The organism is Anaerostipes sp. AF04-45 (assembly GCF_003461725.1).
Taxonomy (GTDB): Bacteria; Bacillota; Clostridia; order Lachnospirales; family Lachnospiraceae; genus Anaerostipes; species Anaerostipes caccae.
This window is the reverse complement of the sequence record NZ_QTXQ01000006.1, coordinates 21,966-42,328: the sequence shown is the minus strand read 5'-3', so window position 1 is coordinate 42,328 and position 20,363 is coordinate 21,966. Positions and strand designations below refer to the sequence as shown.

The following is a 20,363-nucleotide window of genomic DNA, read 5'->3' as shown; positions in this document are numbered from 1 at the left end:
GAGGATCATATGGCTTCATATTTAGAACACATGGCTCTCCGCGTAAAAGATCTGGACTGGCATATCCGTTTTTTTGAAGATGTATTTGATATGCCTGTGCGCATGGAACTGGGAGAGGCGCCTAACAGAAAAGTATGGCTGCATGCCGGAATACAGCTCAATGAGGCGGTCGACTATGAAGGACCGGAAGGACGCGCGGATCATATGGGGATTATGACCGAAGATGTGGATGCGGTTTTGGAAAAGGCTTATCGTTTAGGAGTAAAAGAACTGCCGCAGGGACACAACTGGTTTGAACTTCCGAGCGGACTGTGTATTGAGGTGATTGCCGGAAAAACAGATGTATTGAAAGAAATAATAGAGAAAAAGCCCTGGATAGAATAACGGAGGAATTTGAAAATGAAAAAAGTAATGATGCTTCACTGTGTCAATCACAATATGTATGGAAAACGTGACCCAAAACAGTATGGAACGATCACTTTGGATGAGATTAATGAGCTGATTGAAAAAACCGCAAAAGAGACCGGGATTCAGGTGGACACGTTTCAAAGCAATCATGAAGGTGAAATGGTAGACAAGATTCACCAGGTATTCTACGAAAAATATGACGGTGTCATCATCAATCCGGGCGCATGGACTCATTATAACTATGCCATCCATGATGCGCTGGAAATATTAGAGTGCCCGATTCTTGAGGTTCATATGTCAAATATCTTTAACAGAGAAGATTTTCGTTCCCACTCCGTCATAGCTCCTGTTGCGGCAGGGATGATAGCAGGTATGGGCGAATCTGCTTATACTCTTGCAGTAAAAGCCTTTGCTGAAATGTTTGAAAGATCAAGTAAATAAAACTTGACCACAGCAGGCGGTCAGCCTGATTCCCCTGAAAGAGAAGCGCTTTAAGTCAAGAAACTTGCACCTGCTGGAGTTATACTATATAATAAAAGAAAATATTGCCTGCAAAATCATTGGCAAATGCTGGTCAGGGGGAGTATATACCAGATGATGAATAAAAAGTGCAAAGCGGCTGTTTTACTTCTGCTGTGTGTCTTGTTTCTGGCCTCGTGCAGGGGAAACCGTGACAAGGACAAAAAACAGATAAAAGAAGAGTCATATACAGTGATAAAAGATTCCACCGGGCGAAAAGTAAAGATAAAAAAGGAACCGAAAAAAGTAGTAGCGTTATCGGCGTCCCTGTCGGATGTATGGCTGCTCTCCGGAGGGGAATTATGCGGAGCTACTGCAGATGTGCTGGAAGAAGAGGTAGTCCACGAAAATCTTAACAAAAAAAAGATTAAAAATGTTGGTTCTGTCAAACATCCGGATCTGGATGCTGTTCTTTCCCTGAAACCGGATTTGGTTCTGATTTCAGGAAATATTGAGGAGCAGATGGATACAGCTGAGACTCTAAAGAAAGAAGATATTCCATATTATATCGTCAGGATGAATACTCTGGACGATTTCCTGACCGTTTTAAAACAAATGACGGAAGTAACCGGAGAAGAAGATAATTATGAGGAGTATGGAGAGAAAGCAAGGAAGGAAGCGGATTACCTGCTGAAGCAAGTACCAAAAGGAAGGAAAACGACTGCACTGGTGCTCAGAGCTTATTCTGCAGACATCAAGGTAAAGACAGAGGAAAATGTCGTCTGCAATATCCTGCAGGACATCGGAGTAAAAAATGCAGCCGCGAACAATACAAATCTTTCGGAAAATAAAACTCCTTCACTGGAGGCCATATCAGAGAGTGATCCGGATTATATTTTTGTCACAACCATGGGAGACAGAAAGCTTGCCCTGAAAAAACTTCATGATACTCTGGAAACGGGATCCGGCTGGGAAGATCTGAAGGCTGTGAAGCAGAAGCATATTGTTATTCTTCCGAAAGAATTGTATCAGTATAAGCCAAACAGCCGGTGGAGCGAAGCCTATGAGTATATTCTGTCGATTGTATATCCTGATACTTTTCATTCGTCAGTGGAAGAGAGCAAATAAACAATAAAAAGATTGTACATTTAAGAGAAAACAAAAGAAAGAGACCCCATTGGAATCAATGCTTTTAACATGTTCCAATGGGGTCGTTTTTATTTTGTGAATGTTTGAATGATTACTTTCAGGGCATCCGGATTTTCTTGTATCCAGTCAGAATATGAATTGTGTTTTTCCTGCACTGCATGTCCGATTTCTATTAAGAAGTCCGGAATATCTGCTTCAAGAATGGTTCCGGCATCCTCACCGAACTGTGCATTGCCCTGCGTTTCCTCTCCGCCGATATACAGCTGGAAGGCTGGAAGAGGTTTTTTGTCAATAACCTTTGTGGCTCCGCGAAAGCCAAGCGTCCCAATCTGGTGAGTTCCGCAGGAAGACGGACAGCCGGAGATATGAATCTTTGGGAGCACGCCATCCGCAAAATCTAAAGGCCGGATCTTGTCCATAATGGTGTTATATAATTTCTGGGAATCTCTGAGACCTACCTGGCAGATTCCGCTTCCAATACACGCTACCGAAGTCTCAAATAAATTGGAGGCACTGTCTTTTGTAAGCTCCAGAAGTTCGAGGGCTTCGTCCTTATTGCAGTTTATAAAGTACAGGCTCTCATCTGGAGAGATTCTTAAAACCACCTGGTCCATCTTCTGGACAGCTTTATTGATCGGTGCGATCAGCTCCGGCGGGATATTGCCTCCAAACGGATGATACAAAACGCTGTAAAGACCGTCCTGTTTCTGGGCGGTGATGCGGAAGTTTTCCTCGAGGTAGCCGCAGCCCTCTTTTATTATAGGAACTTCCTGTACATTGAGGTCCAGGGAATCTTCAGCCATTACCTTGCTGAGATTCTCAAGGAAAGCAGTCCTGTAGCCTTCCGGGCCCAAAGTGTCCTGCATATACCGTGTTCTGGCCTTTCCGCGGTTTTCGTAGTTGCCATACTGTACAAATGTCAGAATCATGGCTTTAATATAGTACAGTACTTTCGAGGGATCTATTCCTTCGTCTACGAGTACACCCATTTTAGGGTTGTTTCCAAGGCCGCCGGCGCTGTAAACGTCGAAGGTGTGATCCCTGCGGGCAACAAATCCAAGATCACGGAAGGTGGCGTGCGTCACATTCTTTGGAGAATTAGAGAAACAGACCTTCAGCTTTCTGGGCATTTTCACCTGTTTAATGAAAGTCAGGAGAAAATCGGCGGCTTCCCTTGCATATGGAAGCACGTCAAAGTACTCTTCTTTTTCTACTCCGGAGAGAGGGGAAACCATGACATTTCTGGGAAAGTCACCGCCGCCTCCTCTGGTGATAATATCATGCTCAAACGCTTCCTCGATAAGAGAGGAGACGGTAACATCACTTAGATTGTGTACCTGTACGGTTTGACAGGTGGTCAGATGGAGTTTGTCAATCTTATACTTTTCAACACTGTCTGCAATAAACTGAAGTTTGTCTTTCGTGATTTCTCCGCCGGTAAACCGAAGTCTCAGCATACTGGAACCGCCGCCTCTCTGTGCGTAGCTTCCAAAGCCTCCTGAAAAACCTTTGTATTCTTTCACGCTGATTTCTTTTTGATAAAACTTTCTTGTCATTAAATGAAATTCGGCCAGATCGGCCTGAAATTCTTTTTTTAGTTCCTGATCCATGTGATTCTCCTTTGCCATGTAGTTTGCATTGCTATAATTATAGCATTTCTTCTAGTGCACGTCCATATTCAGAGGAATTTGGATTTTTTTTAGTTATATGCTAGAATAGGACAAAAGAAAAATAAAGGATGGATACACAGAAGATGTTTGAGAAATTTTACCCGAATGAATATATGGACAGTACTTATTCCATTGACTTTAAAGCATATTATGACAGAGGATACCGGGGGATTTTATTTGATGTAGATAATACCCTGGTGCCTCACAATGCACCTGCAGATGACCGGGCAGTCCGTTTTTTCAGGGAACTGAAGGACATCGGCTTTGATTTTTGTTTTATGTCCAATAACAAGGAACCCAGAGTGAAGAAGTTTTGTGAGGCAGTGGAGGGGACTCATTATATTTACAAAGCAAATAAACCCATGGTTGGAAGCTATGAAAAAGGTATGAGATTAATGGGGACGGACCGGACCAATACATTGTTTGTGGGGGATCAGCTGTTTACGGATGTCTATGGTGCCAATCGCGCGAAAGTTTACAGTATTCTCGTAAAACCTATGAATCCTAAAGAAGAGATACAGATTGTACTAAAAAGATATATTGAGAAGATTGTCCTGCATTTTTACAAGAAAAAATAAGAGGCATAGATTATGAAATATGAGAAATTGTCAAAGAGGGCATTGTATTGCATGTATGCTGCGGGTGCGGCGGTTGGAGCAGCTGCGCTGGCGGTAATTGGGGCGGTGAATTACTTCTGGCTCTTTCCGGCTGACATCGGGACTGGAAAACTGATATCATTAATTTTGGTGATCCTGACCTTGTTTGACATGCTGCTCAGCCCGGTATTCAGATTTTACAGATACCGTTACAGCATCAATGAGGAATGTATTGACATTAAGGAAGGGTATCTGTTTGTAAAGAGAGATATCGTTCCCATTGAAAGGCTGCATAAACTCCAGACGGCAAAGGGCCCGATTGATCAGATCTTTAAGGTGGCAAAGGTCGTCGTGACAACGGCAGGCGGTGATGTGACGATCCGGTTTCTGGATGAGGAGAAAGCAGAACAGATTGCAGAGAGCCTTAGAAACCGTATTAATGAAATTGTGACAGAGCAAAGGGAAGAGGTGTATGGAGAATAAGATCAGGTTCCGCAATCATATTTCAATTGTGGCAGAGCGGATGGGAAGCATATTCCTCTTTTTGTTTTTTGCCCTTATGGGCGGATTTGCCCAGAATCTGAAGACGATTGCAAAAAAAGATATCAGGCTGGATGCAGACTTTGCAGAAGTACTGCTGCCGATGCTTGGAGTTCTGGCCGTCATTGGGCTGATCATTGTCTGGCAGGTGGTGGTCTGGTCTAAAACATATATATCGATTGCAGAAAATACCATTGTTATAGAGCGGAATACACTGAACCGCCGGAAAAACACCATAGGAATTAAAAATATTTCTAATGTAAATATAGAGCAGAACCTGTTTGAGATGCTTATGGGAACCTGTAAGGTGAAGCTTGACACCAATAGTCTGTCTACGGCGGACAAGACGGATGTCAAGATCGTACTGAAGAAGGCTGATGCGGAAAATTTCCGCCGAACAGTCATGATGCTTCTGCACCAGACGGAAACAGGAGAAGCAGATGAACCGGCGGCTGTGTATGATCTGGAACAAGCCATGGAGTACGATATGACGGCGGGATTGGGTGACATGCTGGTCCACGGACTTTTTTCTGTCAATATCATCTCTGTTCTTGTGCTGCTTGGCTGTATTGTCGGAGCGGCAGATCTGTTCGTCCAGACGTTTGGTTCGGGAATGGCCGGAAAGAGTATAATAGCTGTGCTGGGGAGCGTGACTGTTATCATCTTTGTCTTTTTTTCTTCGCTGTGGGATATCGCTAAGGGGTTTATACAATATTATGATTTCAAGGCGAAGCGGCAGGGAAACAAAATATACTTGAGCTACGGCCTCTTTAAAAAAGTTCATTACACGATACCTGTAGAGAAAATTAATGCAGTGAAACTGACCCAGTCTCTGCAGGCAAGAATTACAGGAAGATATATGGCTGAGGTAATCAATGTGGGGATGGGAGATGACGGAACCGACCAGAAAGCATTTTTAGTTCTTTATTCGTCCAGGAACAGTATGCAGAATTATCTTCAGATGCTCCTGCCTGAGTTTTCTGATATTCTTGCTGCTCCTGCAGAGAAACAGTCCAGGGTGGTATGGGCCGCATGGCTGATTCCTTTTTCAGGATATCTTGTGGCGATTGCGGCAGGACTTTTGACTGTGCTGGAATTCAGGCCTGATTTTTTAAAGCAAACAGTCATTGCTGCCGCAGGAATGACACTATTGTTTTTGCTCTCTGCTGTCTGCAGATTTTTTACTGCCGGGGTATCCGTGAAAGAAGATTATCTGATACTCGTGCGTGGATACATGAGACGTTCTGTTATCTGTGTCAGCTACGATAAGATTCAGCATATAAATACCAAACAGAATTTTATAGCCCAAAAAACGGGCATTCAGAAAGGGAACCTACACCTGCTGGCCTCTGCGCTGAATATGACGCAGTCTGTCCCATATTTCAGAGAAGAGGAATTGGATGTTATCAAAAGCAGGATGCTGAAAACATCTCATGCGCAGTAACCACTGATTTGATTATGCGGGGAAACAAGAATAAAAAGACCTTAGGGGAAGCTATGATAGCTTGTTCCTAAGGTCTTTTACAGTCTGAGGGGATATTTATCAGTTGTTTTTTACAAGAAGTGATGTCTCTCCAGTGCAATCAGGATATCACGTCCCTCTTTGACACCTTCGATCATACGCCTGGTCTTTGCACTGTCACCGATGTTGAGAACTTCAATGCCCTCATCCACAAAATGGTCATACAGAGCCTGCAGAGCCGGTGTGGCAGACTGCATTCCGAGGCAGATAAATCCATAGTCAAAGTCTAATTCCAGATCCTTATAGTCATGGCGTACAATGAAAGATTTTTCTTTCACTTCCAAAAGGTTTGCATTCGGATACTGAGTTACTTTGTATTTTTCCATCAGTTCATTGGCGCCGGTTCTCGTGATCAGATCCAGATCTTCGCCAAAATGAGGTTTTTTCTCTACAATGGTCACATCGGCCTTTCTTGGAGCGAAAAATTCAACGACATCAAGGCCGACATTTCCGCCGCCGATGACAACTACTTTTTTACCGGCGAGATCTGTTTGTTCATATGATTTTACATTGTCAACCAAATCGAAGATGGTAGAGACATTGCCTTTCTCAAGATTTTCTTTGAGACCTTTGATATCCGGAAGCAGAGCATTGGAGCCGGTGGCATTGACTACAATATCCGGCTTGAATCCGTCAACGAACTCAGCGGTAGCTTCTACATTCTTGCAGATAAACAGGTTTTTGAGAGCCATAGCTCTTTTTTCCTGATATGCAGGGAAGTAACCGAGGCGTTTTTTGTTCGGCATACTGCCCACACGTCTGGCCAAACCACCCAGCTGATTGGTCTTTTCAATAAGAACTGTGGAGCACCCTACCTCTGCAGCAGTACATGCTGCTTCAAGGCCAGCAGTCCCGCCGCCGATGACAACGACATTGCAGGGTTTCTTAATGCGTTCTTTTTTATAGTTTTCTCCGCTTACTACAAATGGATTGACGGTACAGCGCATCGGCTTGTTGCTGAGCGTCGCAGTACATCCGTTGTTGCAGGAGATACATTTGTTGATATCATCCGTATTTCCGAACTGAACTTTGTTGACCCATTCAGGATCTGCGATGAGTCCGCGTCCGATACCGATCAGGTCAGACTGGCCGCTTTTCAGGATCTCATTGGCAATCTCAGGTTCACGGATATTTCCTTCTGCTGTACATGGTTTTCCTGTTTTCTTCTTAACAGCTTTTGACATATAAGATTTCCATCCGTCAGGGAGATAATCTGCGTCATGCTGATACTGAATCGTACAGGTAAGACCTGCGGATACGGCAAAGACGTCTACATACTCCTGGAAATATTCTACGATCTCCAAAGTGTCATTCAGTGAGTTACCGCCCTCTGTGAGCTCATCTGCACTGATTCTTAAAAAGATCGGAATGTTTTCGCCTACGACTTCACGGACAGCTTTTAATACAAGAGTCGTGAACCTTGCGCGGTTTTCCTTGGAACCGCCGAACTCATCTGTCCTGTCATTGGTCAGGGGAGATAAGAACTGGTTCAGAAGATAGCCGTGTCCTGCCTGGATCTCAACGGCATCAAAACCGGCTGTGACCGCACGTTTCGCGGCGTCTGCAAACTTCTGGACAATGCCGTGAATCTCTTCAATGGCAAGAGGTCTCGGAATATCTCCGCCTGCTTTTGACGGAATATCGGAAGCAGAAACAGGCTGGATGTTCGTCTCCGCGCCGTCGGAATCGGCACCGCCGTGGTTGAGCAGGATAGAAGCCTTGGAGCCATACTCATGGATAGCTTCACAGAGCTTGTACAGGCCATGGATATAATTGTCATGGTCAATTCTTAACTGGTTGGTGCTTAAAGAGCCCTGAGGGGATGCAACACTGGCACCTTCCACTGTGATGAGGCCAATGCCTCCTTTTGCGTGCTGTTTATAATATGCAATCAGCTTGTCGCTGACTTCTCCTGTTCGCTCAGCAAAATTTGTTCCAATCGGCGTCATGACGATACGGTTTTTCAATGTCATAGACTTTACGGTAAAGGGTTCAAATATATTGCGGAAATTCTTTGCTGCCATAGTTAGTTCCTCCATTTTTCTTTCTTTTTCACTGCAATAATTATATCAAACTGTGTATACAAATGCAATGAATATTATACCCACGGGGCACACCGTATTGAAAATCCTTCGGATGGGCGTGCCCCGCAGGGTAAAGTATGGTATACTCATAACTAAGAAAACCAATTCCGGAGGGATCATATGAATCTGAATCATCTGTATTATTTCAGAACACTGGCGAAAGAACAGCACTACACCAGGGCTGCCCACATTTTAAATATCACGCAGCCCAGTCTGAGTCATGCCATCAATGCTCTGGAAAAGGAGTTAAATGTCAAACTGTTTGAAAAAATCGGAAGGAATGCCAGGCTTACCAAAGAGGGTGAGCTTTTTTGCCGTTATGTGATACAGTCACTGGATATGCTGGATGAAGGAAGACGCGTGGTCGGTGAAGTATCCGGAATGGCCGGCGGATATATCGACATCGGATATATTTATACTCTGGGAAGTCATTTTATTCCGCAGAATATGAGTGACTACATGAAAGAGAATGAGGGCAAGAATATCCGGTTTTCTTTTGGACAGGGGACTACAGAGCAGATGATCGAGGAATTGAAGAAGGGCACCTATGATCTTGTATTTTCATCTTATAAAGAGGGTGAAGACCGGCTGAATTTCACCCCTGTTGTGGAAGAAGAGCTTGTGCTGATCACGCCAAAAGGACATCCTCTGGCAGAGAAAGAGGCCGTTGACCTGGCAAAGACAACGGATTATCCTTATATTATGTTTTCGCGCAAAAGCGGTCTGAGGCCGTTTATCAATAAACTTTTTGCTGAGGTAAAAGCCCAGCCTTTCATCGCATATGAGGGGGAGGAGGACTCCTCTGTTGCAGGCCTTGTGGCCGCCGGGCTCGGGATTTCGATTGTGCCGAGGATTCCCATTCTGGAAACTATGGAGGTGGTGACGATCCCTATTAAGAGGCCTGAAATTAAGAGATATATCTATCTCGTCACACAGAAGGATAAATACCTCTCACCGATTGTTGAAGATTTTATAGGGTTTATTAAATCCCGGCACCAGATGTAAAACGATCTGGTACGGCTGAGCACAATATTGAAAGAAATGCCGGATTATGGTATACTGAACCACATTAGACTACGATTGAAGAAAAGCGAGGAACACAATGGGAAAGTTAGAAGAGATCAGAGAAAGACTGGAAGTCTGTGACAAACAGATTGTGTCGGTTCTGGAAGACCGGATGGACATTATCAAAGAGATTATGGAGTACAAAAAGGAGAACGGACTCCCGATTCTGCAGCCGGAACAGGAAAAGCGGCAGCGCAAAATGCTGAAAGAGCATGTAAAAGAAAATACATACAAAGAAGAGATTCTTGATATTTTTACGTATATTGTAGAAAACAGCCGCAGAATCCAGGCGAGGACATTGTTTACGCACAATATCTTCCTGATTGGATTTATGGGTGTGGGAAAGAGTACAGTATCCGACTATTTAAGCAAGATCCTTGCGTCGCCACAGGTGGAGATGGATCAGGTGATCGTCAATAAAGAACACATGTCGATCAACAAAATTTTCGAAGAGTACGGCGAGGAATATTTCAGAAACTGTGAGACAAACCTTCTGATCGAACTTCAGAAAAAGAATAATCAAATTGTCTCCTGCGGAGGCGGAGTGGCGATGAGGGAGATCAATGTCCGGGAGATGAAGAAGAACGGCAGGGTCGTTCTCCTGACTGCTTCACCGGAGACGATCCTTGAGCGTGTCAAAGACAGTGACGAACGTCCGCTGCTCAGAGGGCGCAAGAATACGGAGTATATTTCGGAACTGATGGAGATCCGGAGACCGAAGTACCGCGCGGCGGCAGATATCATTGTAGATACAGATCATAAAAATGTCGAAGAGATCGCGGAAGAGATTGTTGGAAAATTAACCCATCTATAAACTAGGAGGAATGAAGATGCAGGCATTTACCCATTACACACCGACAGAGATTGTTTTTGGAAAAGCTTCAGAGGACAAAGTGGCAGAACTGGCGAAGAAATATCACGGCTCCAGAGTGTTCGTTGTCTACGGAGGAGGCAGTGTCGTAAAGAGCGGGCTGCTTGAAAGAGTGACCGGGACACTGGAAGCGGCAGGGCTTAAGGTGGAGACCATCGGCGGAGTAAAACCGAATCCAAGACTTGATTTTGCCAGAGAAGCCGTTAAGAAAGCCATTGAATTCCAGGCAGATCTGATTCTTGCTGTGGGAGGCGGAAGTGTGATCGATACCGCGAAGGCAGTTTCCCACGGAGCCGCAAATCCGGATACGGATATCTGGGAGTTCTGGTCACGGAAAAAGAAAGTGGAGAAAACTCTGCCGGTAGGTGTGATTCTGACCCTTGCAGCCGCTGGAAGTGAGACCAGTGATTCAGCTGTCCTCACCAATACGGAGATTCAGGTAAAGAGAGGGCTCAGTACAGATCTGAACCGCCCTGAGTTTGCCATCATGAATCCGGAACTTACGTATACGCTTCCCAAGTATCAGGTGGGCTGCGGTATTGTCGACATTATGATGCATACACTGGACCGTTACTTTACGAAGACAAAGGGCAATCAGCTGACCGACGAGATCGCCGAAGGACTGCTTCGGACCGTGATCGCCAACGGAAGGATTGCGATCCAGGACTCTCATAATTACGAGAGCATGAGCGAGATCATGTGGTGCGGAAGTATTTCACATAACGGCCTGACCGGTCTTGGCGCTGAGAAAGATTTTGCTCCGCACCAGCTGGGACATGAACTGAGCGCCAAATTTGATATCGCCCACGGAGCCAGCCTTTCCGCCGTTTGGGGAGCCTGGGCAGAGTATTCCTGCATGGAAGATGTAGACCGGTTTGTGCGCTTTGCCGATAAGGTATGGGGAATTTCCGGGGACAATAAAGAAGAAGTGGCGCAAAAAGCGATCAACGCCACCGTAAATTACTTTAAGTCACTGGACATGCCGACCTGCTTTTCAGAAGCCAAAGAAATCGGCATTAAGACAGAGGACGAACTGTGGGCTATGGCCGACGGATGCTCCTACAAAGATACGAGGACCATAGGGGCTTTCCGTGTCTTAAATAAAGAAGATATCTTTAATGTATACAAATTGGCAAATAAATAGTTGATAAGAAGTACCATTTATTATAGAATGTTATAGAACAAAATGATTAAGGAGGAAATTACGATATGGTATCCGCAGGAGATTTTAAGAATGGGCTGACCATCGAATACGAAGGCAATATTTATCAGATTATTGAATTTCAGCATGTAAAGCCTGGAAAGGGAGCAGCCTTCGTACGCGCGAAGTTAAAAAATATCAAGAGTGGGGGAGCGATTGAAAAGTCTTTCCGTCCATCAGAGAAGTTTGAGAATGCTCACATCGAACGTAAAGAAATGCAGTATTTATATACAGACGGTGAATTATTCCATTTCATGGATCCGGAGACTTTTGATCAGATCGCATTGGACCCGGACACCATCGGAGATTCATTAAAGTTTGTAAAAGAAAATATGAACGTTACCCTCGTTTCACACAACGGGACTGTTTTCCAGGTGGAGGCTCCTCTGCATGTAGAACTTCTTGTTACCGAGTGTGAACCGGGAGAAAAAGGAAACACAGCTCAGGGCGCTACGAAGCCTTGTACGGTAGAGACGGGTGCGAATGTCAATGTCCCTCTGTTTGTCAACCAGGGTGATACATTGAAGATTGATACAAGAACCGGGGAATATTTATCCAGGGTATAAGCTTGTCAAAAAACCAGAAGATCCGGGGGATCATCTGCATTGTCCTGTCGGCGTTCTGCTTTGCATGGATGAATGCGTTTGTAAAGCTTTCCGGAGATCTTCCGTCGATTGAAAAGAGCTTTTTCAGGAATCTGGTAGCCCTGATCTTTGCATTTGTGATGATCAAAAGAAGCGGCGCCGGATTCCGTTTTCAGATGAAGAATTTACACTGGTTTATCCTAAGGTCCTTAGCAGGGACCTTAGGTATTTTTTGCAATTTTTATGCGGTGGATCATCTGGTGCTTTCGGATGCGTCTACGCTTAATAAATTGTCGCCGTTTTTTGTCATTGTATTTTCTTATCTGATTCTGAGAGAAAAAATTACCGTATTCCAGTTGACTTGTATCACATCCGCATTTATCGGCAGTATGTTTATTGTAAAGCCAAGCTTTGCAGCTGTTTCTGTCCTGCCGGCTTTGATCGGCTTTTTAGGAGGCATGTTTGCAGGCTGTGCCTATGCATGTGTCAGAAAGCTTGGCACAAGAGGGGAGAGGGGACCGTTCATCGTCTTTTTCTTCTCCACATTTTCCTGCATCAGCTGTATCCCCTTTATGATCGGGAATTTTCACCCGATCTCAGGACTTCAGCTTGTTTACCTGCTGCTTGCGGGACTTGCAGCAGCGGGAGGACAGTTTGCCATCACGGCAGCCTACACCTATGCGCCGGGAAAAGAGATATCCATCTATGATTACACCCAGATTATCTTTTCAACTCTGCTGGGGCTTTTTCTGTTCGGGCAGATGCCAGACGGGTTCAGTATCCTTGGATATGTGATCATTATCACGGCAGCCGTTGTCATGTTTTTCTACAACAACCGCAGGAACAAAACAGAATAATATCATATTTTGAAGGGAAGTTCTCCGATTTTGGGAGGCTTCCTTTTTTCTATTCTAAATGACTTGTCTTCCTCATATATTAGGGTTATACAGCTTTACGAAGAAGGGGGAGTCCTATGGAAAATACAAGTGAGATCTATCACATACTCCCGAAGTCTGTCCGGGGTCTGATGCAGAAAAGCGGTCTTAAGCCGAGAGAACTTCAGGAGATCAGACTGCGCATTCATCAGCCTGTGATCGTCCGCTATGAAAATAAAGAATATTTTTTGTCTACGGAAGGGAAGCTGACGGCCAGCCATCATTTTGTACATGTTCTCACGAGAGATGAACTGAAACAGATGATGGAATATATCAGCAATTATTCTCTTTATGCCTATGAAGACCAGTTAAGACAGGGTTTTCTGACCGTGAAAGGGGGACACCGGGTAGGGATCGCAGGAAAAGTGTCCATAGAAGACGGCGAGATCAGGACGATGAAGCATATCACTTTTTTGAACATCCGTGTGGCTCATGAGGTCATCGGCTGTGCAGAGGGGATATTTGAACACTGCACGAAAGATGGACAGCTTCTCCCGGTGCTGATAATTTCGCCTCCGGGGAGAGGAAAAACAACGCTTTTAAGGGATATGATCCGCATCGCTTCCGACGGCGGCGAGACTGTGGGTGTGGTGGATGAGCGCAGTGAGATCGCGGCTTCTTATATGGGAGTCCCCCAGAACAAAGTGGGTATCCGCACGGATGTGATGGACGGGTGTCCGAAGTCGGAAGGAATGATGATGCTTGTGCGCTCTATGGCTCCAAATGTGATAGCAGTAGATGAAATTGGGAAAAAAGAGGACGTGGACGCTATGCTGTACAGTGCTTACTGCGGATGTACTTTGATGGCGACGATCCACGGCAAAGATATGGAGGAATTAAAAAAAGTGCCGTATGTTGGGGAAATGATGGAAAGAAAAGTTTTTAAACGCTATGTTGTTCTGAGTGAACAGGGAAAAGCGGGGACTGTCAAGGAAATTTTAAATGAGGAGGGGGTGAGGCTCTATGGTTAAACTGCTGGGTGCGGCTATTGTCATTATTTCCGGCGGTGTTCTGGGATTTTACCGGGCGTCGAGGGAAAGAAAGAGACTGGAGCAGGGGATTGAATTGAAAAGACTTCTATATCTTCTCCAGGGCGAGATCCGGTACGGACTGACGCCTCTTCCCGATGCCATCGGCACAATAGCAGGGAAGATGAATGCCGAGTTTTCGGTCTTTCTCTCCGACGTGTCAAAAAAACTTTCTTCTTATCAGGAAGAAACATTTTCCCAAGTGTGGAAGAATTCTGTGGAGAAGGATCTCACACCGTATGTCCTGGAGAAAAAGATGCTGGAGCCATTGATCACCATGGGAGATACGATTGGTTATCTGGACAAGGATATGCAGGTGAAGACCATTGATTTTACGATCGAGCAGATCGAGGAGAGAATGTATCAGATTAAAGATCAGGTGATCAAGAACTGTAAACTATATCAGAGCCTTGGATTGTCCTTTGGACTTCTCGTTGTGATTATTTTATTGTAAGGAGGATCTTATGAGCGTAAACATTATCTTTCGGATTGCGGCTGTGGGAATTCTGGTCACGATCCTGGTGCAGGTACTGAAACACTCGGGCAGGGACGAACAGGCGTTTTTGATTACCCTTGCGGGGCTGATCCTTGTACTGTCATGGGTGATCCCTTATATCTATGATCTTTTCGAGAGTGTGCAGACACTGTTCACCATTTCTTAGGAGGCGGGCCTATGGTTAAGATTGCACTTTTTGGCATCATAGCCAGTATACTGACGCTGAAGATTAAATCCATCAGGCCGGAGTACAGCCTGGTGATCGGTCTCGTATCCAGCTTATTTCTGGCAATCTACGCATTGGACGAGATGGGGAAGATCATAGACTTATTTGGCTCTATCGAGTCTTATTCAGGAATCCCGGGAACTTACATACAAATTCTTTTAAAGCTGGTCGGGATTTCTTTTCTGTGTGAGTTTGCCTCAAATATATGCAAAGACGCGGGACAGGCAACCATGGCAAAACAGGTGGAGATGGCGGGAAAGCTGTCCATACTGGTTGTCAGTCTGCCGATCTTTCAATCTCTGCTGACGACGTTAGAAAGGCTGATGGGATGAGAAAACGTATCATGCTGCTGGCATTTATCTTTGTCCTGATGTTCGCGGCAAAGGTGTCGGCGAAGGAAGAGGAAGACTTGAGCGAATATTCGTTTGAACAGGTGGAAAAAACACTGGAGAAGGCAAAAATCAGTTTCTCTTATGAGGAACTGGTGAAAAAGCTTATAACAGGAAATATCAAAGGGGCTTTTTCTATGGTCAGACAGAGCGTTGGGGATCAGCTGTTTTCAATTCTTTCGGAAAACAGGAACTTTATGAGACAGCTGATCGCAGTGGCGATCATTGCGGCAGTGTTCAAAAATTTTTCCGATGCGTTTTTCCAGGGGAATACCGGGGATACGGCCTTTTATGTCACATATATGATTCTGATCGGTCTCATGGCGAATTCTTTTTTCTTTTTGAATTCCATCACGGATCAGGTGATTTCTACGCTCATTGATTTCATGAAAGGACTGATCACAGCCTACTCGATCGCAGTGGTGGCAACTACGGGGGTATCCACATCGGTGGCCCTGTATGAGATGTATCTGTTTGTGATCTATATCATTTCTCTTCTGGTCCAGAGTGTGATCTTTCCGGCGGTAAAGATCCTGTTTGTGCTAAAGATCGTCAATCACATTTCACTGGAGGAGAAACTTTCCAGGCTCTGCGATACACTGGAATGGGCCGTGAGAGCCCTGTTAAAGGCACTGCTGGCCGTGGTTCTGGGAATCCAGATGATTCAGGCCATGCTTCTGCCGGCAGTAGATTCCGTAAAAGACGGTATTTTTAAAAAAGGTGTGTCCATGATCCCCGGAGTGGGACAGGGCGTCAGCACGGTGACAACGACTCTGATCGGATCAGCTGTTGTGATCAAAAACAGTATCGGAGTGGCGGGGATTTTTGTTCTCTGTGTTATCATCCTTGTTCCGCTGATGCAGATCGGCGGAATCCTTCTGTCTTATATTGGAACAGGGATTCTGCTTCAGCCGGTCTCAGACAAACGGATCACAGGATCTCTGGATGCGGTGATCAAGAGCGGAAAACTGCTGCTTCGGACCGTGTTTACTCTGAGCATTTTGTTTATTCTGTCCATTGCCATCGTAGCCTTTTCCACAAATATTAATTACTATACGGGGTGACGGCATATGCAGTATATTAAAGCGATTGTTTTTTTTCTGATTCTTATGACACTGGTAAGCCAGCTTTGTCAGGGGGATAAATACAAGCCCTACATCCGGCTGGTGACCGGATTTATGCTGCTGGCCCTGATGATGAGGCCGATTGCCTATGTTATGAATATAGGGCCGGAAGACCTCACAGTATTTTCTAATGTGAATACGGACAGCACAGAATCTTCTTTCAGGAGCCAGGCTCTTGAAACTTATAAAAACCGCGAAGAGAAGAAAATAAAAAAAATCCTTCAGTCCTATAAGATTCAGGCGAAAGAAGTGGAAGTGGATACGGATGATACAAAGGATGATCCGGAGATCGATGAGATTTCTGTGAAGGTTGAAGATGAAGAATCTGAAGCAAAGAAAGTAAAAACAATACTTTTGAACTTCTATAATGTAGATGAGAGTCATATCAATATAAGTGAGTAGGAAATGTATGATGGACAAAAAGGAACTGATCCAAAAAATTGAATCTCTGGGCACAAAGAAAATTGTTTTGATTTTTGTTCTTGGGATTGCCTTGATCGTATTTTCTTTTCCTTCATCAGGGAAGAAAACGGCCAAAAGCACCAAAGACTCAGAAAGCAGTGAGGATGTGTCATCCACGGATGCCTATGTCAAAAAGCAGGAACAACGGCTTGTAGCCGCGTTGAAAAATGTGGAAGGCGTGGGAAAAGTAAAAGTGATGATCACTCTGAAATCTTCAAAGGAGTCAGTCGTCAACAAGGATACACCTTATGAAGAGAGTACAAAAAAGGACGAAAAAGCGGTGAAGGAAGATGAGGAGACCGTTTTAATTGATAAAAACGGGGAGAAGGTCCCTTACATAGTGAAAGAAGTAGAACCTGAAGTGGAAGGAGTTGTAGTGGTCGCACAAGGCGGAGGAAGCGATATTGTCAACCAGAATATCGTCGATGCGGTGAGTGTGTTGTTTCACATTTCATCTTATAAAATAAAGGTGTTAAAAATGGAGGACTAGGAAATGAAGAAAATCGTGAAAAAAAATCAGTTAATCATCACAACTCTGGCTGTTATTATAGCGGTCGCGGGCTATGTAAATTATACGGGTCAGTACATCACTACAACGAAGGACAAAGCAAAGACGGTCAGCAATACGGCAAAAAATGCCTCTCAGAGCCAGGCAAAAGATGACATCACAGATGTGGGGGAAGCGGTGCTCACGAATGCCCAGGTGGGAAATTATGTGGCAAAGGCGAAGCTTGAGAGAGAACAGACCCACAGCAAGGCAAAGGACACTTTGGAAGAAATCATCAAAGACAAAACAGTCAAAGACAGTGTAAAACAGGATGCAGTAGATAAGCTTGCTACGCTGGCAGAGCAGATGGAGATGGAGACAGCTACCGAAAACCTGCTGGGCGCCAAGGGATTTTTGAATTCCATCGTGACCATTCAAAATGGAAACGTGGATGTCCTGGTGAACCTGAAAGATGTCTCCAAAGTGGAGAGAAGCCAGATTGAAGATATTGTCACGAGAAAGACCGGATGCAAGCTGGAAAATGTCGTGATCACATCCATAAAAACAGAAGATTAAAGGTTTTGTGTGTAAATTCCGGGGACAGGGATTTGCACACTTTCTTTTTTCTTGCATAACATCGATAACTTTTGGTATAATTAACATACTGTATATGAAGAATCATAAAACAGAAGAAAAAGTTTTTAGAAGCAATCAGCAGGAGGCTTTTTATGGAAAATAAAAGTAGTGGTTATAAGATTCACGAAAAAGGGATGCTCGGAGAAGTAAAGATCGCAGATGAAGTGATCGCGATCATCGCAGGGCTTGCAGCGACAGAAGTCAAAGGCGTGGCAGGTATGTGCGGCAATATAACGAATGAGCTTGTGAGCAAACTCGGTATGAAGAACCTTTCCAAGGGTGTGCGTGTTATCGTTGAGGGAAGTCATGTCAGTGTTGATCTGGCCATCGAACTGGACTATGGAGTCAGCATTGCACAGATTTCAAAGAAAGTACAGGAAAAGGTTAAGACAGCCATAGAGAATATGACAGGCCTGACCATCGACGAAGTCAACGTAAGAATTGCCGGCGTAGCGCTGGAAGAAGAATAATCAAAAGATGCGGAGCTGTGAAAAGCAGTTCCGTTCTTACTGTGTAGAGAAAGGACCGTAAGATGACAAGGAGTAAATTAAGAGAGCAGATGTTCCGTCTGTGCTTTTCCATCGATTTTCACACAAGCGAGGAGTTTGAAGCGCAGGCAGACCTGTATTTTTCAAATAATGATTTTTTCAGGAACAAAGAGAAAGACTACATAAAGACAAGGACTCTCGATATGCTTTCCCGTCTTGAAGAAATCGATCAAAAGATCAATGAAAACAGCAAAGGCTGGGATATTAAGAGACTGGGAAAGGCAGAGCTTACGATCTTAAGAATTGCAGTCTATGAAATAATGTTTGATGAGGATATCCCGGATAAAGTGGCGATCAACGAGGCAGTAGAACTTTCAAAGACTTACTGCAATGAAAAGGCTGCCTCATTTATCAATGGGATCTTAGGAAAGATTGGTTAAATGAACAAAGTATTTTCAGTGGCGCAGATCAATGCGTATATCAAAAGAATCTTTCAGAGCGATTATGCCCTGAACCGGATTTATATCAAGGGAGAAGTCTCAAACTGCAAATACCATTCTTCCGGTCATATCTATTTTTCATTAAAGGATGATAAAAGCCAGATTTCCTGTGTGATGTTTGCCAATCAGAGGATCAGCGGGCTGGATTTTGAGATGGAAAACGGACAGACGGTCATTGTTTCGGGAAGCATCAGTGTGTTTGAGAGAAACGGAACCTATCAGCTTTATGCCAACGAAATCTCTCTGGACGGCATCGGACGGCTCTATGTGGAGTTTGAGAAGCTGAAGGAGAAACTTTACAGGGAAGGTTTATTCGATCACGAAAAGAAAAAGCCGATTCCCCAAAATCCGAAAACCATCGGCATCGTGACGGCGAAGACAGGAGCCGCCATCCACGATATTATGAGTGTTGCAAAGCGGAGAAACCCGTATATACAGCTGGTGCTGTATCCGGCACAGGTTCAGGGTGACGGGGCGGCAGAGACGATTGTGAGAGGTATTGAGACACTGGACCGCTATGGAGTTGATACGATCATCATTGGCCGCGGAGGCGGATCGATTGAGGATCTCTGGGCATTCAACGAAGAGAAGGTTGCCAGGGCCATTTATGCAGCCAAAACGCCGATCATCTCCGGGACAGGCCATGAGGTGGATACGACCATCGCAGACTATGCGGCAGATTTAAGGGCAGCCACACCCACGGCGGCGTGTGAACTTGCAGTTCCGGATCTTCGGGAGACACTGGATGCGATTGACGCAAGGAAAAGAAGCCTTTCTGTACAGATCCGCCACATTCTGCGGAATTATGAACTTCGTCTGGAACAGTACAGCGGAAAACTGCGCAGGTTTGATCCCAAGCTTCAATTACAGGAGCAGAGAATGACGCTCGCGGAACTGGAAGACCGCCTGACAAAGAGGATGGATTATCTGCGGAACCGTTATCAGCATCGGCTGGAACTATATGCACAGCGCCTGCACGGACTTTCCCCTACGGCAAAACTGATTGGAGGATATGGATATCTGTCGGATCAGTCCGGACAACCGGTAGTGTCGGCGAAACATATTGCCAAAGGGGATGAAATACAGATTACGATTTCAGATGGATCGCTGAAAACAAAAGTATCGGAAGTTACTTTAAATAAAAAATAAATACAAATGCTGCAGCTGGAGAGATAAATTTATCCGGCTGCAATTTTTTTATTTCGTAGTGAAGGTCTACGGCCCTATATTTCGGGAAAAACCTTGTCACGTTTGTCTGTTTTGTACATAATTTATCTGGAACAAATATTGTATAAAATGTAAAAATATGATATTATAATAAAATACAAAATCGCCAACTATAATATACTTCTCAGGGAAGTCGGCAGGCGGCCAAGCCATCCGTTCCGAGCCTTACGGAAAGGGGTGGTGTTTATGAGTACATATGAGGAATTTATGGTTATC

At 44.6% G+C, this 20,363-nt stretch carries 24 protein-coding genes; 22 read left to right on the top strand and 2 right to left on the bottom strand.

The features are described 5' to 3' along the window. Positions 1–9: 9 nt before the first annotated feature. From DWV34_RS10255 to DWV34_RS10245, 3 genes are all read left to right on the top strand, one after another. Positions 10–384, top strand: a complete 375-nt coding sequence (locus tag DWV34_RS10255; RefSeq protein WP_006567222.1) for a VOC family protein — start codon at positions 10–12, stop codon at positions 382–384. A gap of 15 nt (positions 385–399) precedes the next feature. Next, complete coding sequence (gene aroQ, locus DWV34_RS10250) at positions 400–849, top strand: type II 3-dehydroquinate dehydratase (RefSeq protein WP_006567221.1); 450 nt, start codon at positions 400–402, stop codon at positions 847–849. 153 nt (positions 850–1,002) lie between these two features. Then, positions 1,003–1,995, top strand: coding sequence for an ABC transporter substrate-binding protein (locus DWV34_RS10245; RefSeq protein WP_022260668.1), 993 nt, complete (start codon positions 1,003–1,005; stop codon positions 1,993–1,995). An 89-nt stretch (positions 1,996–2,084) separates the two neighbouring features. On the opposite strand, the gene DWV34_RS10240 is transcribed toward DWV34_RS10245, so the two are convergent. Then, positions 2,085–3,626 (bottom strand): nitrite/sulfite reductase, encoded by a 1,542-nt coding sequence (locus DWV34_RS10240; protein WP_009289827.1) that lies wholly within the window; start codon positions 3,624–3,626, stop codon positions 2,085–2,087. A gap of 143 nt (positions 3,627–3,769) precedes the next feature. Between DWV34_RS10240 and DWV34_RS10235 the strand changes: the two genes are divergently transcribed. Genes DWV34_RS10235 through DWV34_RS10225 form a run of 3 tightly spaced genes read left to right on the top strand, consistent with a single transcriptional unit; the run spans position 3,770 to position 6,266 of the window. Further along, positions 3,770–4,264 carry a YqeG family HAD IIIA-type phosphatase gene (locus DWV34_RS10235; RefSeq protein WP_009289826.1) on the top strand — a complete coding sequence of 165 codons (495 nt, stop codon included), beginning with the start codon at positions 3,770–3,772 and terminating at the stop codon, positions 4,262–4,264. A gap of 12 nt (positions 4,265–4,276) precedes the next feature. Beyond that, a complete protein-coding gene (locus tag DWV34_RS10230; RefSeq protein ID WP_006567217.1) occupies positions 4,277–4,765 on the top strand; it encodes a PH domain-containing protein in 489 nt (162 codons plus the stop codon). Beyond that, positions 4,755–6,266 carry a PH domain-containing protein gene (locus DWV34_RS10225; RefSeq protein ID WP_118476198.1) on the top strand — a complete coding sequence of 504 codons (1,512 nt, stop codon included), beginning with the start codon at positions 4,755–4,757 and terminating at the stop codon, positions 6,264–6,266. The genes DWV34_RS10230 and DWV34_RS10225 overlap by 11 nt, the downstream gene beginning before the upstream one ends. 110 nt (positions 6,267–6,376) lie before the next feature. Here DWV34_RS10225 and DWV34_RS10220 read toward each other — a convergent pair whose 3' ends face one another. Then, complete coding sequence (locus DWV34_RS10220; RefSeq protein WP_009289824.1) at positions 6,377–8,368, bottom strand: oxidoreductase; 1,992 nt, start codon at positions 8,366–8,368, stop codon at positions 6,377–6,379. A 180-nt stretch (positions 8,369–8,548) separates the two neighbouring features. Between DWV34_RS10220 and DWV34_RS10215 the strand changes: the two genes are divergently transcribed. The 16 genes from DWV34_RS10215 (at position 8,549) to xseA (ending at position 20,069) form a co-directional block, all read left to right on the top strand. Further along, a complete protein-coding gene (locus DWV34_RS10215; RefSeq protein WP_009289823.1) occupies positions 8,549–9,433 on the top strand; it encodes a LysR family transcriptional regulator in 885 nt (294 codons plus the stop codon). A 97-nt stretch (positions 9,434–9,530) separates the two neighbouring features. Next, complete coding sequence (locus DWV34_RS10210) at positions 9,531–10,307, top strand: shikimate kinase (RefSeq protein WP_006567212.1); 777 nt, start codon at positions 9,531–9,533, stop codon at positions 10,305–10,307. 10 nt (positions 10,308–10,317) lie between these two features. Next, positions 10,318–11,508 (top strand): iron-containing alcohol dehydrogenase, encoded by a 1,191-nt coding sequence (locus DWV34_RS10205; RefSeq protein ID WP_009289822.1) that lies wholly within the window; start codon positions 10,318–10,320, stop codon positions 11,506–11,508. 65 nt (positions 11,509–11,573) lie between these two features. Next, complete coding sequence (gene efp / locus DWV34_RS10200; RefSeq protein ID WP_006567210.1) at positions 11,574–12,131, top strand: elongation factor P; 558 nt, start codon at positions 11,574–11,576, stop codon at positions 12,129–12,131. 2 nt (positions 12,132–12,133) lie between these two features. Continuing rightward, positions 12,134–13,006 (top strand): DMT family transporter, encoded by an 873-nt coding sequence (locus tag DWV34_RS10195; protein WP_009289821.1) that lies wholly within the window; start codon positions 12,134–12,136, stop codon positions 13,004–13,006. A gap of 116 nt (positions 13,007–13,122) precedes the next feature. Then, the gene (spoIIIAA, locus tag DWV34_RS10190; RefSeq protein ID WP_006567208.1) at positions 13,123–14,055 is read left to right on the top strand and encodes a stage III sporulation protein AA; all 933 of its coding nucleotides are present in this window, start codon (positions 13,123–13,125) and stop codon (positions 14,053–14,055) included. After that, positions 14,048–14,566 (top strand): stage III sporulation protein AB, encoded by a 519-nt coding sequence (locus tag DWV34_RS10185; protein WP_006567207.1) that lies wholly within the window; start codon positions 14,048–14,050, stop codon positions 14,564–14,566. Before spoIIIAA ends, DWV34_RS10185 begins: the two co-directional genes overlap by 8 nt. Positions 14,567–14,576: 10 nt before the next feature. Next, positions 14,577–14,774, top strand: a complete 198-nt coding sequence (spoIIIAC, locus tag DWV34_RS10180; RefSeq protein WP_006567206.1) for a stage III sporulation protein AC — start codon at positions 14,577–14,579, stop codon at positions 14,772–14,774. 11 nt (positions 14,775–14,785) lie between these two features. Then, positions 14,786–15,166 carry a SpoIIIAC/SpoIIIAD family protein gene (locus DWV34_RS10175; protein ID WP_009289818.1) on the top strand — a complete coding sequence of 127 codons (381 nt, stop codon included), beginning with the start codon at positions 14,786–14,788 and terminating at the stop codon, positions 15,164–15,166. After that, positions 15,163–16,287 (top strand): stage III sporulation protein AE, encoded by a 1,125-nt coding sequence (locus DWV34_RS10170; protein ID WP_118476196.1) that lies wholly within the window; start codon positions 15,163–15,165, stop codon positions 16,285–16,287. Before DWV34_RS10175 ends, DWV34_RS10170 begins: the two co-directional genes overlap by 4 nt. Positions 16,288–16,293: 6 nt before the next feature. Further along, positions 16,294–16,749: a stage III sporulation protein AF gene (locus DWV34_RS10165; protein ID WP_006567203.1), complete on the top strand. Its 456-nt coding sequence runs from the start codon at positions 16,294–16,296 to the stop codon at positions 16,747–16,749. A 7-nt stretch (positions 16,750–16,756) separates the two neighbouring features. Continuing rightward, on the top strand, positions 16,757–17,299 hold the full coding sequence (locus DWV34_RS10160; protein ID WP_006567202.1) for a hypothetical protein: 543 nt from the start codon (positions 16,757–16,759) through the stop codon (positions 17,297–17,299). A 3-nt stretch (positions 17,300–17,302) separates the two neighbouring features. After that, on the top strand, positions 17,303–17,872 hold the full coding sequence (locus tag DWV34_RS10155) for a SpoIIIAH-like family protein (protein WP_006567201.1): 570 nt from the start codon (positions 17,303–17,305) through the stop codon (positions 17,870–17,872). Positions 17,873–18,024: 152 nt separating this feature from the next. Continuing rightward, positions 18,025–18,402 carry an Asp23/Gls24 family envelope stress response protein gene (locus DWV34_RS10150; protein WP_006567199.1) on the top strand — a complete coding sequence of 126 codons (378 nt, stop codon included), beginning with the start codon at positions 18,025–18,027 and terminating at the stop codon, positions 18,400–18,402. Positions 18,403–18,464: 62 nt separating this feature from the next. Then, entirely contained in the window at positions 18,465–18,860 is a 396-nt protein-coding gene (gene nusB / locus DWV34_RS10145; protein ID WP_006567198.1) for a transcription antitermination factor NusB, read from the top strand. Beyond that, positions 18,861–20,069, top strand: a complete 1,209-nt coding sequence (xseA, locus tag DWV34_RS10140) for an exodeoxyribonuclease VII large subunit (protein WP_009289813.1) — start codon at positions 18,861–18,863, stop codon at positions 20,067–20,069. The last annotated feature ends 294 nt before the right edge of the window (positions 20,070–20,363 follow it).

Excerpts from the sequence above, each read along its gene's own strand:
- DWV34_RS10255 (WP_006567222.1), top strand. The coding sequence starts at position 10 with ATGGCTTCATATTTAGAACACATGGCTCTCCGCGTAAAAGATCTGGAC.
- aroQ (WP_006567221.1), top strand. The coding sequence starts at position 400 with ATGAAAAAAGTAATGATGCTTCACTGTGTCAATCACAATATGTATGGA.
- DWV34_RS10245 (WP_022260668.1), top strand. The coding sequence starts at position 1,003 with ATGATGAATAAAAAGTGCAAAGCGGCTGTTTTACTTCTGCTGTGTGTC.
- DWV34_RS10240 (WP_009289827.1), bottom strand. The coding sequence starts at position 3,626 with ATGGATCAGGAACTAAAAAAAGAATTTCAGGCCGATCTGGCCGAATTT.
- DWV34_RS10235 (WP_009289826.1), top strand. The coding sequence starts at position 3,770 with ATGTTTGAGAAATTTTACCCGAATGAATATATGGACAGTACTTATTCC.
- DWV34_RS10230 (WP_006567217.1), top strand. The coding sequence starts at position 4,277 with ATGAAATATGAGAAATTGTCAAAGAGGGCATTGTATTGCATGTATGCT.
- DWV34_RS10225 (WP_118476198.1), top strand. The coding sequence starts at position 4,755 with ATGGAGAATAAGATCAGGTTCCGCAATCATATTTCAATTGTGGCAGAG.
- DWV34_RS10220 (WP_009289824.1), bottom strand. The coding sequence starts at position 8,368 with ATGGCAGCAAAGAATTTCCGCAATATATTTGAACCCTTTACCGTAAAG.
- DWV34_RS10215 (WP_009289823.1), top strand. The coding sequence starts at position 8,549 with ATGAATCTGAATCATCTGTATTATTTCAGAACACTGGCGAAAGAACAG.
- DWV34_RS10210 (WP_006567212.1), top strand. The coding sequence starts at position 9,531 with ATGGGAAAGTTAGAAGAGATCAGAGAAAGACTGGAAGTCTGTGACAAA.
- DWV34_RS10205 (WP_009289822.1), top strand. The coding sequence starts at position 10,318 with ATGAAGATGCAGGCATTTACCCATTACACACCGACAGAGATTGTTTTT.
- efp (WP_006567210.1), top strand. The coding sequence starts at position 11,574 with ATGGTATCCGCAGGAGATTTTAAGAATGGGCTGACCATCGAATACGAA.
- spoIIIAA (WP_006567208.1), top strand. The coding sequence starts at position 13,123 with ATGGAAAATACAAGTGAGATCTATCACATACTCCCGAAGTCTGTCCGG.
- DWV34_RS10185 (WP_006567207.1), top strand. The coding sequence starts at position 14,048 with ATGGTTAAACTGCTGGGTGCGGCTATTGTCATTATTTCCGGCGGTGTT.
- spoIIIAC (WP_006567206.1), top strand. The coding sequence starts at position 14,577 with ATGAGCGTAAACATTATCTTTCGGATTGCGGCTGTGGGAATTCTGGTC.
- DWV34_RS10175 (WP_009289818.1), top strand. The coding sequence starts at position 14,786 with ATGGTTAAGATTGCACTTTTTGGCATCATAGCCAGTATACTGACGCTG.
- DWV34_RS10170 (WP_118476196.1), top strand. The coding sequence starts at position 15,163 with ATGAGAAAACGTATCATGCTGCTGGCATTTATCTTTGTCCTGATGTTC.
- DWV34_RS10165 (WP_006567203.1), top strand. The coding sequence starts at position 16,294 with ATGCAGTATATTAAAGCGATTGTTTTTTTTCTGATTCTTATGACACTG.
- DWV34_RS10160 (WP_006567202.1), top strand. The coding sequence starts at position 16,757 with ATGATGGACAAAAAGGAACTGATCCAAAAAATTGAATCTCTGGGCACA.
- DWV34_RS10155 (WP_006567201.1), top strand. The coding sequence starts at position 17,303 with ATGAAGAAAATCGTGAAAAAAAATCAGTTAATCATCACAACTCTGGCT.
- DWV34_RS10150 (WP_006567199.1), top strand. The coding sequence starts at position 18,025 with ATGGAAAATAAAAGTAGTGGTTATAAGATTCACGAAAAAGGGATGCTC.
- nusB (WP_006567198.1), top strand. The coding sequence starts at position 18,465 with ATGACAAGGAGTAAATTAAGAGAGCAGATGTTCCGTCTGTGCTTTTCC.
- xseA (WP_009289813.1), top strand. The coding sequence starts at position 18,861 with ATGAACAAAGTATTTTCAGTGGCGCAGATCAATGCGTATATCAAAAGA.